The organism is Xanthobacter tagetidis (assembly GCF_003667445.1).
In the GTDB taxonomy this organism is placed as follows: Bacteria; Pseudomonadota; Alphaproteobacteria; order Rhizobiales; family Xanthobacteraceae; genus Xanthobacter; species Xanthobacter tagetidis.
Window position 1 is genome coordinate 168,598 of sequence record NZ_RCTF01000001.1, and the last position, 14,588, is coordinate 183,185.

Sequence of the window (14,588 nt, forward strand, 5' to 3'; positions counted from 1 at the left end):
GCGCCCCCCAAGTCCTAACCCAAAGATAGACCGCCGGAATTCCCCCTAGCAACCCTGCGGCACGGCTGCGGTCGGCCTCTCCCGGCGGGCAGCGAGGCGCTCGCGGGTCCCGTCATGCAGGGGGGTCCCGGCGTGGGGCGTTCAGCGGCCAATGCCGAAAGCCGCGCCCACCACCGCGGCGGCCTTGGCCCCGAACGGCATCCCTGCCGCGATCTCCTGCTCGAAATCGGCGAATGCAGCGTCGAGCCGCTGCCGCTCCCGCCCCTTGTCGGCCTCGGCGAGGAAGGAGCGCGCGATGCCGGTGTGGGCGAATGTCCTCAGCCGGCGGTACCCCAATCCCTGGTCGACAGCGGCGCGGAGATACTCGTTGGTGAGATCGATGCGCGAGACCCCCGCATCGTCGGTGGCGAGCGTCACCGGGACGCCGGCCGACAGATAGGTGTGGATCGGATGGGCGCGGCCGCGCACGCCGAGGATCACGTCGCTCGACGTGAGCGCCACCTCCACGGTGACGCCGCGCCGCGCCATCTCCGCCAGCAGGGCGTCCATGTCGCGCTCGAAGGCGATGGCGGTGCCGTGGCCGATGCGCCGCGCGCCGGCCACCTCCACCGCGGCGCGGATGTGGAAGTCGAGGTCGTCCGGCGGCACGAGGCCGAGCCACAGCTCGCCCGCATGGAGCGCCACCGGCACGTCCGCGCCGGCGAGAAAGCCGATCCACCCCATATGGGCGCGGTAGTCGCGCCGGGCGATCTGGAAGTCCTCCGGCCCCACATAATTGATGCCGGCGACCACGGACGGGAGCGCGCGCGCCAGCGCCACCGAGAGCGCGGTCTGCGCGAACACCTCGGCCGGCGGTCCGTTGCGGTTGATCTGGGCGATGTAGCGGAAGGCGACGCCGCAGCCGGGCTTCTGCGTGCCGCCGCCGCAGGCGCGAAGCGCGTCGATGCGGGCGACGAGGGCGGTCATGTCGCGCGCCCGCGCGGCGACGAGATCGGCAAGGCCGTTGTCCTTCAGCGCCGCGAGCAGCACGGCGGGATCGGCCTCCGTGACCGGGCGCCCGCCGGCGGCACGGGTGACGAACCGCGCCATGCGGCGGCGGTCGTCGCCCTCGAACAGGGTCGCCATCAGCTCGGCATACTGGACGTTCTCGGCATCGTACTGCCGCAGCTGGTCGAGCGTCATCTCGGCGGTGCGCGCCAGCGTCGCATCCCAGTCGGCGCCGCCGGTGGCGGCATTGAAGCGCGAGAAGGTGCCGAAGAACTGGTCGTGCCCCGAGGGCACCGCCGGCGTCGGCACGAACCAGCGCAGGGAGAAGGCATTGACCATCTGGTCGTAGGTGCCCTGCCCGCGCCAGCCGGCGATCGCCTCCGCCACCGGCACGAGCGCGGGGTCCGGCCCGCACGGCGCGCCCGGCGCGGCGCCGGCGGGTGGATCCATGAGCGTCATGTCCGCCTTGCGCAGGCACAGCCCGTCCGCCACCGCGAAGCCGATCAGGCGCTCGGCATAGACCGCGCCGGACAGGTGCATGTGCAGGTCCGCGCCCTTGGGCATGCGGGCGAGAAAGGCGCGCAGGCGCGGCAGGTCATCCCGCAGAGTCTCCATCCGCGCGGCGGCAGCCACGCCGGGGATATCCTGCGCCACCACCGCGAGGCGGACCAGAATGGCAGCCGCCACCAGAAGGAGGGCGGCGATCCAGATGCGGCGGCGCAAGCTAAGAACTCCAAGGAGTTGAGTCGTTTCGTGGCCTGGAGGCTGTCACGAACCCGCGCGCTTCGCGAGGGGCCAATGGGCCTCGCCCCGCCGTCATCCCCCGCCTTGTGCGGGGGATCCACGCCGCGGCCAGGCTCGCGCCCGCTTTCTCCAGGCGGAGCGGGCGGCCCGGTGGATGCCCCGGACGCGCCGGGGCATGACGGAAGGGCTGGCCCGCCCCGCTGGCGGCAGGCCGGGAATTCTGGCACCACGGGCGCAACGCTCCATCCCGAGGGCCGCGCGCCATGGCCATGAAGATCGACCTCAACGCCATGCTGCTGTTCTACGAGGTCGCCAATGCCGGCAGCCTCACCAAGGCGGCGCAGAAGCTCGATCTGCCGAAGTCCACTCTGAGCCGGAAGATCGCCCATCTGGAGGACCAAATGGGCGTGCACCTGCTCAAGCGCGGCAACCGCAAGATCACGGTGACGGACGCGGGGCGCGCCCTCGCCCACCATTGCGAGCGCATCTCCTCCGAGATCGAGGATGCGGGCCTGTTCGCCCACAGCCTCCAGACCGAGCTGCGCGGCAAGCTGCACGTCTCGATGCCCATCGACTTCGGCATCTCCTGGCTCAGCCGCGCCATCGGCGCGTTCGCCATGAAGTATCCCGACATCCATCTCGACATCGAGGTCAGCGGGCGCTGGGTGGACGTGAACGAGGACCGCTGCGACGTCGCCATCCATCTCGGCCGCATCAAGAATTCGCAGGTGCCGGTGCGCCGCCTCGCGCGCATCACCCGCGGCGTCTATGCGAGCCCGGACTATGTGCGCCGGCGCGGCGAGCCGGCCACCATCGAGGAGTTCGCGAGCCACAATTGCATCGTCACCGACCACCAGCGCAGCGAGGGGGTCTGGACGTTCCAGAGCCGCAACGGAGACCGCGCCGTGGCGGTGGAAGGCCACGTCACGGTCAACAATATCGGCGTCGCCCGCGAACTCATCATCAAGGGGGTGGGCATCGGCATCCTGCCCAACATCATGTGCCGCAATGACGTCAAGGCGGGCCGGCTGGTGCCGCTTCTGGCCGACTGGGAGAGTCCGGCGCTGGAGGTCTCCGCCACCTTCCTCGGCCGGCGCAGGACGCCGCGCATGGTGCGGGTGTTCCTGGACTTCATCGCGGAGAGCCTCGGCGAGGAGGCGTGAGGCGCCACCATCGTTCCAATTCTGGAACGATATGGGCGCGCATATGCGCTGGATCGGCCCCGCACCTCCCCCTAGCATCCTGATCCGAGAAGACCGGCGGAATGACCGGTCGCTCGATGGAAACGCACAACGAGCGCGCCGACGCCACCGGTCCCGACGGGCCAGCGTGGGGTGACGGACGCGCCATGCCTGGGAGGGCTAAGGTGGTCGCACATCTCTCACGCCGCACGTTCCTCGAAGCATCCGTTCGCGCATCCTTTGGCGCCGCGCTCGCAGGCGGGGCCATGGGCCTCGCCACACCGGCCTTCGCGCAGGCCGCGGCGCCGGTGCGCTGGGCCTCGCTCGCGCCCGGCTTCACCATCCTCGTGGTGCAGTACATCCTCGCCCAGAAGCTGGCCGAGAAGCATGGCGTGCCGCTCGCCGCGCCCACGCAGTACACGGCGGTCTCGACCTATTACAACGACTTCGCCGCTGGCAATTACGACGTCTGCATCGGCAGCTGGGACACCTTCGCCTCGCGCCAGCAGGCGGGCGTGCCGATCGAGATGCTGTGCTCGATCACCACGGCGGACATGATCTACATCGTCACCGGCGACCCGGCGCTGAAGGACGTGGCGGGCCTCAAGGGCAAGACGCTGGCGGCCGCGCAGTCCACCGGCACCTTCCGCATGGTGGCGGCGCTCATCAAGGAGCTCAACGGCATCGAGCTGGGCAAGGACGTGACCATCCAGGGCGTCGACAACCCCGCCGCCGCCATGACTCTGGTGATGGCGAACCGGGCCGAGGCGGGCCTGTCCTGGGAGCCCAACGTCACCGCCGCCCTGATGCGAGACAGCAAGCTGCGGCCACTGTTCAACGCCGGCGAGGCCTATCGCAAGGCGACGTCGCTCGATCTGCCCTATTTCGGCGTCGCGGTGCGCCGCGAACTGGCGGAGAAGAACCCCGACATGGCGAAGCGCGTGCGCGCCATGTTCGAGGAGTGCCTCCAGCGCATCAATGCCGCGCCGAAGGAGGCGGTGGCGATCGCCGGCCAGAATTCCGGCTTCCCGCCCGAGGTGCTCGCCGAGGCCATCACCTCGCGGCGGCTGCGCTTCCAGTTCAGCTCCATGGCGAGCGCGCAGGGCCGCTCCGAGATCGTCAAGGCGAGCGAGTTCCTCGCCCGCAACGGCCTGCTGCAGAAGCCGGTGGACGACGCATTCTTCTTCAAGGGCTGAGACGGGGAGGGGCGCGGCACACACCGCGCCCCGCCCCGAACCGAGCACGGCCGGCGCAGCCGGCCAAGGCCACCACAAGCGAGGACGCGCCTTGACCTCCACCCACCCCAGCATGCCCCGCGCCATCGCGCCGCCGCGGGCGCCCATGACGGAGCGCCGACGCGAGACCATCGCCACCGTCGTGGTGGTGACGGGCCTCGTCATCCTCATGGAAGTGCTCAGCCGCTTCGTGCCGGACTATGTGATGCCCTCGCCCGGCACCGTGCTGAAGGCGGCAAGGGAAATCTTCTTCTCCGACACCAGCCACGTCTTCATCACTTTGGCCCGCCTCACGGCGGCGGTGGCGGCCTCCATGCTGCTCGGGCTGATGCTCGGCCTGGTCATGGGGATGAAGCCGAAGCTGCGGCCCTATCTGCGCTCGCTGGTGGTGATCGACACCGGCATCCCGGCGCTGTCCTGGATGCTGATCGCGGTATTCTGGTTCAGGGACCCGGAAGTCCGCATCTTCTTCATCCTGTGCGTCATCATCATCCCGTTCTACGCCCTGAACATCTATGACGGCATCCGCGCGCTGCCGAAGGAGCTCATCGACATGATCGAGAGCTTCCGGCCCTCGCGCTGGCACGTCATGCGCTACCTCATCATCCCGCACATCGTGCCGTACGTGTTCCTCACCACCAAGTCGGTGATCGGCTACGCCATCCGCATGGTGGTGTTCGCCGAGCTGGTGGCCTCGGCGGCGGGCATCGGCTCGCGCATGAACCTTGCCCAGTCGACCTTCCGCATCGACCAGGTGTTCGCCTGGACGTTCTTCCTGGTGGCGCTGAACATCGTGCTGCAGGTCGCGATCTCGGCCATCGAGAAGGTGGCGCTCAAGTGGCGCCCGGAGGTGAGCGTCCGATGATCCAGGACATCGCCATGATCAAGAGCGCGGCCCAGGCCGCCCATCCGCCCTCCGTGCGGCTTCACCAGGTCTACAAGGCGTTCGGCGGCAAGACCGTGGTGGACGACCTCTCCATCGACGTCGCCCATGGCGAGATCGTGGCTCTGCTCGGGCGCACCGGCGCGGGCAAGAGCACGGTGCTGAACCTCGTGCTCGGCACCCTGACGCCGGACAGCGGCACGGTGCGCGTCGCCGGGCTCGACCCCAACGCCAACTTCCTCGGCCTGCGCGGCAAGCTCGCCGTGAGCTTCCAGACCGACCGCCTGCTGCCCTGGCGCACCGCGGTGGAGAATGTGGAGCTGGGCCTGCTCATCCTCGGCCGCAGCAAGGAGGAGGCGCGCGCCACCGCCCTTTCCTGGCTCGAACGGGTGAAGCTCGGCGACGCCGCCGACAAGTATGCCCACGAATTGTCGGGCGGCATGCGCCAGCGCGTCTCGCTCGCCCGCGCGCTCGCGGTTGACCCGGAGATCGTGCTGCTGGACGAGAGCTTCAGCCAGCTCGACCACGTCACCTCGCGGGCGCTGCGCGCGGACTTCCACCGCATCGCGCGGGAGTTCTCCAAGACCTGCCTTCTGGTGACGCACCGCATCGAGGACGCGCTCGACATGGCGGACCGGGTGCTGGTGCTGGGCGCGCCCGCGCGCATCCAGCTGGAGCTGACGCTCACCGACGGCCAGCGCCGCGACGAGCAATTGCGCGCCCGGCTCCACGACGAGATCGCCGCGGCGCTGGGCGGGGAGGAACACCCGACCGACCCGGGCTGATCCCCCACGCCTCCACCCCGTCATGCGACCCGCGCGCGCGGCCGGCCGGCACGCGGCAGCCGACCTTGTTCATCCGGAGTAAGCCCATGTCCCACGAAGATATTCTGGTCGCCCGCCGGGACGCGACGGTCGAGATCACCATCAATCGCCCGGAAAAGCTGAACTCGCTGCGCGAGCAGACCGCGTCGGAAATCCTCGACGTGCTCGCCGAGGCGGAGTTCGACCGCGCGGTGCGCGCCGTGGTGCTCGCCGGCAGCGAGAAGGCGTTCTGCACCGGCATCGACACCAGCGAGTTCCAGATCAAGGAGAACGAGTATTTCGAGTTCTACCGGTTCCGCAAGCGCGCGCGGAAGGTGAACCGCCTGTTCCAGGAGGTGGCCGCCTTCACCAAGCCGGTGATCGTCGCGGTGGAGGGCTTCGCGCTCGGCGGCGGGCTGGAGCTGGCGCTCACCGCCGACATCGTGGTGGCGGGCGGCAAGGCAAAGTTCGGCCTGCCCGAATGCAAGCTCGGCCTGATGCCCGGCGGCGGCGGCACCCAGACCCTGCCGCGCCTCATCGGCCCGCAGCTTGCGAAGGACCTGATCTGGACCGGCCGGCGCATCGATGCCGCCGAGGCGGAGCGCCTGCGCCTCGTCACCTACGTCACCGAGGCGGGCGCAGCGCTCGCCAAGGCCCACGAGGTCGCGGCCGCCATCGCCGCCAACGCGCCATTGTCGGTGATGTTCTCCAAGGCCGCCATCGACCGCGGCGCCGACATGCCCCTCGCCGAGGGCTTCGCCACCGAGGCCGACCTCTCCTTCTACCTCTACTTCTCGCGGGACCGGAACGAGGGGCTCGCCGCCTTCCGCGAGAAGCGCGCCCCCAACTTCCAAGGCGAATGAGACCCACCATGAGCAAGCGCGACATCGTCATCGCCGGGTATTCCGAGACCCGCATCGACTTCAAGAGCGGCCGCAGCGCCTATGACCTCGCCGGCGAGGCGCTCTCCGACCTGCTCACCGCCACGGGCGTGGAGAAGGACCGCATCGACGGCCTGTCCGTCACCGCTCCGCTGAGCGAGGCGCCGAACCCGTTCTACGCGGTCTATATGAGCGAGGCGCTCGGCCTCACGCCCACCTGGCTGAACTTCGGCGCCATCGGCGGCTGCTCGGCCACCGGCGGCGTCGCCCGCGCCGCCGCCGCCATCCGCGACGGCGCCTGCGAGGTGGCGGTGGTGCTCTCCGCCGATGCCCCGTCCACCTCCTGGCGCGCCAATTACGGCGCCTACCGCAGCGAGTTCCAGGACCCGCCGGGGGTGCAGGGCCCGCCGGCCTCGTTCGGCCTGCTGATCTCGCGCTACATCCACCAGTACGGACTGAAGGACGCGGCTCTGGGCAAGATCGCCGTGACCCAGCGCGCCCAGGCGCTGATGAACGACAACGCCTATTCCAAGTTCAAGAAGCCTTTGACCATGGAGGACTACTACGCCTCCCGCGTGGTGTCCGATCCGCTGCGCCTGCTCGACTGCGTGATGTTCTGCGACGGCGCCAACGCCTTCCTCGTCACCTCCGAGAAAACGGCGCGGGAGATGGGCCTCCAGAAGATGGTCTACCCGACCGCCTTCGCCGAGGTCACCAACTTCAACGGCGCCGACATGCTGGCCGACGTGACCGAGAGCGGCTTCGCGAAGATCTCCGGCACGGTGTTCGGCAAGACCGGACTCACGCCGAAGGACATCCGCATGTTCCAGCCCTATGACGACTTCACCATCGCCGTGCTGATGCAGCTGGAGCAGTTCGGCTTCTGCAAGCGCGGCGAGGGCTCGGACTTCATCCTCGACACCGATCTCTCCCACACCGGCGGCCTGCCCACCAATACCGGCGGCGGACAGATCTCGGCCGGCCAGCCGGGCCTCGCCTCGGGCGGCCTGAACCTCGCCGAGGCCGTGCGCCAGATGTTCGGCGAAGGCGGCGCGCGCCAGGTGCGCGAGCCGAAGAACGCGCTCGTCACCGGCATCGGCGTCATCCCCTACGCGCGGAACTGGGGCACCAGCGCCGCCATGATCCTGGAGGCCTGAACCATGAGCGAGGCGAAGACTGCGAGCGCCGCCGGCGCGAAGCCCGAGAGCTCGAAGCCCACCCGGCCCGCGCCCAAGCCCAACGTCTATGTGGACACCCAGCCGTTCTGGGATGGGGCGCGGGAGGGCAAGCTGATGATGCAGTATTGCACCGAGACCGGCCGCTTCCAGCACTATCCCCGGCCGGTGAGCGTGTTCACCGGCAAAAGGACGCTGGAATGGCGCGAGGTGTCCGGCAACGGCACCATCTATGCCTGCACCACGGTGCGCATTCCCGGCCCCGGCGTCGAGGGGCGCCTGCCGCTCCCGGTCGCCACCGTGGAGCTGGACGAGGGCGTGCGCCTGATCGCCAACATCCTCGGCTGCGCGCCGGAGGAGATGGCGATCGGCAAGAGGGTGACGCTCGCCTTCGACCATTTCGACGACGGCACCCCCTACCCGGCGTTCCGGCTGGCCGACAACGCGAGGTGACACCATGCGGCTCGAGGTCTTCATCGAAGCCCACGCCCTCAGGCGGCCGGACCATCCGGCCGTCATCTGCGGCGGCGAGCGGCTGACATACGGCCAGCTCCAGGCGCGCATCGCGGCGCTCGCCGGCGCCATGAGCGCGCGCGGGGTGCGGCCGGGAGACCGCGTGCTGCTCTATCTTTCCAACGGCACCGCGTTCGTGGAGCTGACCTTCGCCGCCCTGTCGCTCGGCGCCATCGTGGTGCCGGCGACCACCCGCCTGACCGATACCGAGGTGGCCTATATCGCCGCCGACGCCGAGCCGCGCCTCGTCGCGCATGACGGCGCCGGAACCGGGCTCGATCTGGTGCGCCGCGCGGCGGAAGGGGCGATCTTCCTCTCGGCCGGCGCGGCCACCGGGGGCGACGAGAGCCTGGACGACTGGCGCGCCGAGCCGGTGATGCTGCGGCCGGAAGTACCGGTGGAATGGCTCGACGCCATGATCATGTACACCTCCGGCACCACCGGCCGGCCCAAGGGCGCGCTGCTGACCCACGCCAACATCATCACCAACCATCATTTCGTGAACGGGCTCGAATGGGGGCTGACCGCGGACGACGTGTTCCTGGTCTCCACCCCGCTCGCCCACCGCACCGGCTTCGCCCGGCTCGCCAACGCGCTCACGGTGGGCGGCACGCTGGTGGTGATGGAGAAGTTCGACCCCGCGGCGACCCTCGACATCATCGCCCGCGAGAAGGTGAGCGTCGCCGGCATGGTCCCCACCATCTGCCGCATGATGCTGCCGGCCATCGCCGCAGCCCCGCACAAGTGCGCAAGCCTGAGGCGCATCGTCGTCACCGGCGAGGCGTTCCCGGTGGAGCTGAAGCAGCAGCTCATCGGCCTTTTGCCGCACGTGCGCTTGTTCTCCTTCTTCGCCATGACGGAGGCCGGCGCCATCACCGGGCTCGACCACGAGGAGCAGTTCACCCATCCCGCCTCTGTGGGGCGGCCGACGCCGGGCGTCGAGGTGAAGCTGGTGGACGCCGAGGGCGCCCATGTGGCGGACGGCGAGGTGGGCGAGATCGCCGTGCGCACCGGCGCGCCGGGCCAGTTCCTCACCTTGCGCGGCTATTTCCGCCGCCCCAAGGAGACGGCCGAGACGATCCGCGACGGCTGGGTGCATACCGGCGACATGGCGCGGCGCGATGCCGACGGCTTCCTCTATATCGTCGACCGCAAGAAGGACATGGTGCTGTCCGGCGGCTTCAACATCTACACCAAGGAGGTGGAGCAGACGCTGATCTCCCACCCCTCGGTCGCCGACGCCGCGGTGGTCGGCGTGCCGGACGCCATCTATGGCGAGGCGGTGTTGGCGTTCGTAGAGCCAAGGCCCGGCGGCGACGCCAGCGAGGAGGCGCTCATCGCCCACTGCCGCACGCTCATCGCCAGCTACAAGAAGCCGAAGCGCGTGCTGTTCGTGGAGCAATTGCCGCGCAACGCGCTCGGCAAGGTGCTGAAGACCGAGCTGCGCCGGCAGGCGGTGGAGCGCTGCGGCGCCCCCGGCACCGGCAAGGCCGCGTCCTGAGGCCGCCATGCTGCGCCCCGAGACCGACGCCGAAGCGGCGTTCCGCGCCGATGTGAGGGCCTTCCTCGCCGCCGCCATTCCCGACCATCTGCGGGATCTCACCTTCCGCGCCCCGCCCCAGGACTGCATGCCCTGGTATCGGGCTCTGTCGCGCCGCGGCTGGATCGCGCCACACTGGCCGAAGGCGTTCGGCGGCATGGCGGCGAGCCCGGTGGAGCAGGTGATCCTGCTGGAGGAGATGGCGCACGCCGGCGCCCCGGACATCCCCACCCAGGGCATCAACCATATCGGCCCGCTGCTGATGCATTTCGGCAGCCCGGCGCAGCAGGCGCGGCACCTGCCGCCCATCCTCGCGGGCGACGTTATCTGGTGCCAGGGCTATTCCGAGCCGGGCGCCGGCTCCGACCTGTCCGCGCTGCGCACCGCGGCGCGGCGCGACGGCGATGAGCTGGTGGTGAACGGCCACAAGATCTGGACCACCTGGGGTCACCACGCCCACTGGATGTTCGCGCTGGTGCGCACGTCGAGCGCCGGCAATCCGCGCGCGGGCATCACCTTCCTGCTCATCGATCTTTCCAGCCCAGGCATCACCCGCCGGCCGATCCGCAACATCGCCAATGACGACGAGTTCTGCGAGGTGTTCTTCGACGAGGTGCGGGTGCCGCTTGAGAACGTGGTGGGCGCCGTCGACGACGGCTGGCGGGTGGCGACCGCTCTGCTCGACCGCGAGCGCATCCAGCTCGGCGCGCCGGCGCAGGCGCTGCGCGCGCTGGAGCGGGTGCGCCGCCTCGCGCCCCTGGCGGATGCCGGGCTCGCCGACCGCATCGCCGAGGCCGAGCTTGCGGTCGAGACGCTCACCGCGGCCTTCCTCGACGCCGCCGAGCGCTTCGCCGCGGGCGAGGACCCGGGGGCGGAAAGCTCCTACCTCAAGATCCTCGCCACCGAGACCACGCAGGCCGTGCTCGACATCGCCCAGGACCTCGCCGGGCCGCTGATGGCGGCGCGCGATCCGGTGCGCCTCGGCGCGCCGCTGGTGGACATGAGCGAGATGTTCCTCCAGGCCCGCCGCCTCTCCATCTATGGCGGCTCGAACGAAATCCAGCGCTCGATCCTGGCGGAGCGCGTGCTGGGCCTCAAAAGGGAGGCGCGCTGATGCCGTCGGAGACCGAAGCGATGCTCGCGGCCGCGGCGGGCGACCTGCTCGACGGCGAAGGCGGCGTCGCCCGCGCCCGCGCCCGGCGCGATGCCGGCGGCGGGCTCGACCGCGCGGTATGGAGCCGCATGGCGGCGATGGGCTGGTTCTCCCTGCTGCTGCCGGAAGCCCATGGCGGCCTCGGCCTCGCGCCGAGCGATGCGGTGGACTTCGCGCAGGAGATCGGCGCCCGCATCGCGCCGGAGCCGGTGGTGGCAGCCATCGCCGCCCAGCCGCTGCTCGCCGCCTGCGGCACCCCGGCGGCCGATACGCTGCTGGCACGCGCGGCCGGCGGCGCGGCGGTCATCTGCGCCGCGCCGGCGGAGCGGACTGACGACGGGCCTGGGTCGGCTTTCCAGGGTCTCGCCTTTGCCCCGGCGGACGTCGACGTCGCCCTCGCATTCGATCCCCCGAACCGGCGGCTGCTCGCCCTCGATCCGGCCGAGGCCCGCACGGCCGCGACCGTGGATGGCGGCACGCTCGCCTTCCTCGCCGACGGGCCCGATGCGGTGCTGGTGGCCGAGGGCGCCTCGGCGCAGGCGGCGTTCCTCGCGGCCTGCGACGTGCAGCGCTTGCTGTATGCGGCCGAGCTGTGCGGGCTCATGGCGCGCGCGCTCGACATGACGCTCGACTATATGCGCCTGCGCCGGCAATTCGGCCAGCCGATCGGCGCGTTCCAGGCGCTGCAGCACCGCGCGGCGACCCATTTCGTGGACGTGAGGGCGACGCGCGCCCTCGTGCGCGAGGCCGGGCGCGCCTTCGGCACGCAAAAGCAGTCCGGTGCGGCAGCGGCCGCCAAGGCGGCTGCGGGCGCGGCGGCGCTCCGGGTCCTGAAGGACTGCATCCAGCTGCACGGCGCCATCGGCTTCGCCGACGAGCACGACATCGGTCTCTATCTGCGGCGCGCCATGGTTCTTGCGGCATCCGCAGGCACGCCGCGCACCTGCCGCGCCGTGTTCGGAACGGCGCGCGCCGCGGAGCTGGACGCGCCGCTCCCGCGTCATGCGGTCCGAGCCGCCGGACCGGACGCGTCGCAGGCAGGCTGATCCGCCCCCTCCCGCCCTTCCCCCGATGGGAAGGAGGGGGCGGCCCGGCGCGGGCGAGCCGCGCCGGAAGCTCAGAACTGCAGCGTCACCCGCGTGTTGAACGACCGGCCCATGCCCGCGACGGGATAGCCCCATTCCGTCATCGAGCCCATCATGCCCGTGGTCTTGTAGTTCACGAGGTTGGCGCCGCCGAGCGGCAGGTCGTAGTTCGTGTCAAAGATGTTCTCGACCGCGAAGTCCACCCGCAGCATGTCCTTCTGGTAGGAGGTGCGGAAGTTGAGCAGCGCGTAGGCCTCGGTCTCCAGCTCGTTGCGCACCTGGCTGACCAGGGTCTTGGATGCCACCAGCTGCAGTTCGAGGCTGTTGGTCCAGGTGCCCCAGGTGCGGGCGATGGTCTGGTCCACCGCCAGCACGCTGTTGAGCGGCATCATGTGGTAGAGGTTCACGCCGTCGGTGCGCTGGCCCTGGACGAAGTTGAGGCTGCCGCGGAACTGGCCCTGGCCCCAATTGTCGTCGTCCCACAGCGCCATCTTGCCGTCGATGTTGACGCCGTAGAGCCAGGCATCGTGGTTAGCGAACTGCAGGAACACGAAATTGTCCTGCACGAAGGCGTTGTTCGGCTGGCTCGCGAGGCACCCGGGAAGGGTGCAGCGGTTCACGTCGATATAGTCGACCACATAGCTGTAATAGGGCGAGACCCTCAGCTGCCAGACCTTCTTGGCCGGGTCGTTCCAGGTGGCGGTGAAGCTGACGGTGTGCGCGGCCTCGGGGTCGAGGTCGAGATTGCCCACATAGCCGTTGCCGTCGCCGAACCAGCCGATCATGTCCATGGCCATGGCGTTGGTGGACCAGGCGTAGCGCTCGTAGAAGTTCGGCGAGCGCGTCTTCCGCGCGAGGCCCAGCTCGTAGAGGCTCGACTGATCCGGCTGGTAGCGCAGGATCGCGGTGCCATCCATGTTGAAGTCGGTGCGGGCGTGATCCTGGGCGTTGAAAGCGGCGGCGTCCGCGCCGTACATCATCATGTTGTAGCCCGCGACGTCGCCGGTGTTCATCCACACCGTGTCGTTGCGGATGCCGAGAAGGCCGGTCCAGGCGCCGTCGAACTTGTGCTCCCACTCGGCCCAGGTGCCGAGCCGGGTGCGCTGGCCGTTATTGATGCTGATGAAGGCGTCCGGTCCCATCATCATGGAGCCGGCCACCGGCGGCCACCAGTCGTCGAGATTGTTGTAGTAGAGCTCGTTGCCGACCCGCAGGATGTCGCGCGACGACAGGCCGACCGTGCCCTTGATGGCATAGCCCATGTCGGTGGCGCGGGTATCCATGGGCATGTCCCCGGTCTTGTCCGGCTCGATGAAGCCCATGGTGTGGCGCACGCGGTTGAAGAACACGTTGCCTTCGAGCTTGCCCCAGTCGAACAGCCCCTCATAGCGGCCGTTGGCGAAGAAGCTCTTGTTCTCCACCATGTCCATGTACTGGTTCACATAGCCCTGATAGGGAATGAACTGCCCGCCGATCTGCGCCGTGAAGATCTGGTCGTTGATCTTCTTCGACAGGCTCAAGGCATGGTTCTGGGTCTCGTACATGGTGGACTTGATGACGGTGCCGTCGCCCGCCGTGTAGTCGCTCGCTTTGGCCCAGCCGCCGGTATAGGTCAGGCTGGTGTCGGAATTCGACATGCGCACGGTGGTGTCGACGCCGTAGGAATTGCCGTTCGAGCGGTAGAAGCCGGCGACGAAGCCGGAGACGGTGATCTGGTCGCCCGGCGTGAAGATCGGCGGCGCGAGCGTCACGTCCACCTTCGCGCCGGTATAGTCGCCGCCGACGCTCACCGGCGCGGTGCCCATATAGACCGCGATCTTCGACACCATGGCCGGGTTCAGGAACGACAGCGGCGGGTTCATCTCGTTCGGGCAGGCGACGCCGAACAGCATGCCGTTGATGCCCACCTGGACGCGGTCGGCGCCCATGCCGTTCACCGCCGGAAGGCTGGAGACGCCGCCCGCGCCCCAGGCCGCGCCGCCGGGAATGCCGGCGATCAGCGAGCCGGTGTCGCTGGTCAGCAGCGTCGCCGCCGATGCCTCGGCGCCGGAGATGGTGGCGGTGTCGGCGGGCGTGAAATTGCTCGGCGGGCCGCCGAGACCCGTATCCGATGCGCCGGTCGCGGGCGGGCGCACCACCACGGTGGGAAGCGCGGTTTCGTTGGCGCTCTGCGCCCAGGCCGAGGACGGCAGCAGCGCGAGCACGGCGAGCGCGGGGCCGGCAAGAGCGGTAGATCGGCGCAGCGCCTGGCGCCGGCCACGGAACGGAGAACGGGACATGGGCATTTCCTGGTCTGATCCAGACATGGCGCGCCCGCGCGGCGGGTCCGCGCGCGGGGCTGAAGGCCTGGCTTGGGTCGGATTCAGAGACGGGCGTCGTGCCCCCGGCTTCAAGGCGCGGCGGCATAA

The 14,588-nt window shown here is 69.8% G+C and carries 12 protein-coding genes; 10 read left to right on the top strand and 2 right to left on the bottom strand.

Annotated features, from left to right (window positions below; all coding sequences use genetic code 11):
* Positions 1–141 precede the first annotated feature (141 nt).
* Entirely contained in the window at positions 142–1,710 is a 1,569-nt protein-coding gene (locus D9R14_RS00750) for an amidohydrolase family protein (protein ID WP_121621384.1), read from the bottom strand.
* 284 nt (positions 1,711–1,994) lie between these two features.
* On the opposite strand from D9R14_RS00750, the gene D9R14_RS00755 reads away from it, so the two are divergent.
* From D9R14_RS00755 to D9R14_RS00800, 10 genes are all read left to right on the top strand, one after another.
* Positions 1,995–2,894, top strand: coding sequence for a LysR family transcriptional regulator (locus D9R14_RS00755; protein ID WP_121621385.1), 900 nt, complete (start codon positions 1,995–1,997; stop codon positions 2,892–2,894).
* A gap of 284 nt (positions 2,895–3,178) precedes the next feature.
* Positions 3,179–4,108, top strand: a complete 930-nt coding sequence (locus tag D9R14_RS00760; protein WP_121621386.1) for an ABC transporter substrate-binding protein — start codon at positions 3,179–3,181, stop codon at positions 4,106–4,108.
* A gap of 91 nt (positions 4,109–4,199) precedes the next feature.
* Complete coding sequence (locus D9R14_RS00765; RefSeq protein WP_245420457.1) at positions 4,200–5,012, top strand: ABC transporter permease; 813 nt, start codon at positions 4,200–4,202, stop codon at positions 5,010–5,012.
* The gene (locus tag D9R14_RS00770; RefSeq protein WP_245420459.1) at positions 5,009–5,815 is read left to right on the top strand and encodes an ABC transporter ATP-binding protein; all 807 of its coding nucleotides are present in this window, start codon (positions 5,009–5,011) and stop codon (positions 5,813–5,815) included. The genes D9R14_RS00765 and D9R14_RS00770 overlap by 4 nt, the downstream gene beginning before the upstream one ends.
* Positions 5,816–5,901: 86 nt before the next feature.
* Positions 5,902–6,696, top strand: coding sequence for an enoyl-CoA hydratase/isomerase family protein (locus D9R14_RS00775; RefSeq protein WP_121621387.1), 795 nt, complete (start codon positions 5,902–5,904; stop codon positions 6,694–6,696).
* Positions 6,697–6,704: 8 nt separating this feature from the next.
* Positions 6,705–7,871 carry a thiolase family protein gene (locus D9R14_RS00780; protein ID WP_121621388.1) on the top strand — a complete coding sequence of 389 codons (1,167 nt, stop codon included), beginning with the start codon at positions 6,705–6,707 and terminating at the stop codon, positions 7,869–7,871.
* A 3-nt stretch (positions 7,872–7,874) separates the two neighbouring features.
* Positions 7,875–8,342, top strand: coding sequence for a Zn-ribbon domain-containing OB-fold protein (locus tag D9R14_RS00785; RefSeq protein ID WP_121621389.1), 468 nt, complete (start codon positions 7,875–7,877; stop codon positions 8,340–8,342).
* Positions 8,343–8,346: 4 nt separating this feature from the next.
* Positions 8,347–9,903, top strand: a complete 1,557-nt coding sequence (locus D9R14_RS00790; RefSeq protein ID WP_121621390.1) for a class I adenylate-forming enzyme family protein — start codon at positions 8,347–8,349, stop codon at positions 9,901–9,903.
* Positions 9,904–9,910: 7 nt separating this feature from the next.
* A complete protein-coding gene (locus tag D9R14_RS00795; RefSeq protein WP_121621391.1) occupies positions 9,911–11,056 on the top strand; it encodes an acyl-CoA dehydrogenase family protein in 1,146 nt (381 codons plus the stop codon).
* Complete coding sequence (locus D9R14_RS00800) at positions 11,056–12,141, top strand: acyl-CoA dehydrogenase family protein (RefSeq protein WP_121621392.1); 1,086 nt, start codon at positions 11,056–11,058, stop codon at positions 12,139–12,141. Before D9R14_RS00795 ends, D9R14_RS00800 begins: the two co-directional genes overlap by 1 nt.
* 71 nt (positions 12,142–12,212) lie before the next feature.
* Here the strand turns inward: D9R14_RS00800 and D9R14_RS00805 are convergent, their stop codons facing one another.
* The gene (locus D9R14_RS00805) at positions 12,213–14,459 is read right to left on the bottom strand and encodes a TonB-dependent receptor (protein ID WP_121621393.1); all 2,247 of its coding nucleotides are present in this window, start codon (positions 14,457–14,459) and stop codon (positions 12,213–12,215) included.
* Positions 14,460–14,588: the final 129 nt, after the last annotated feature.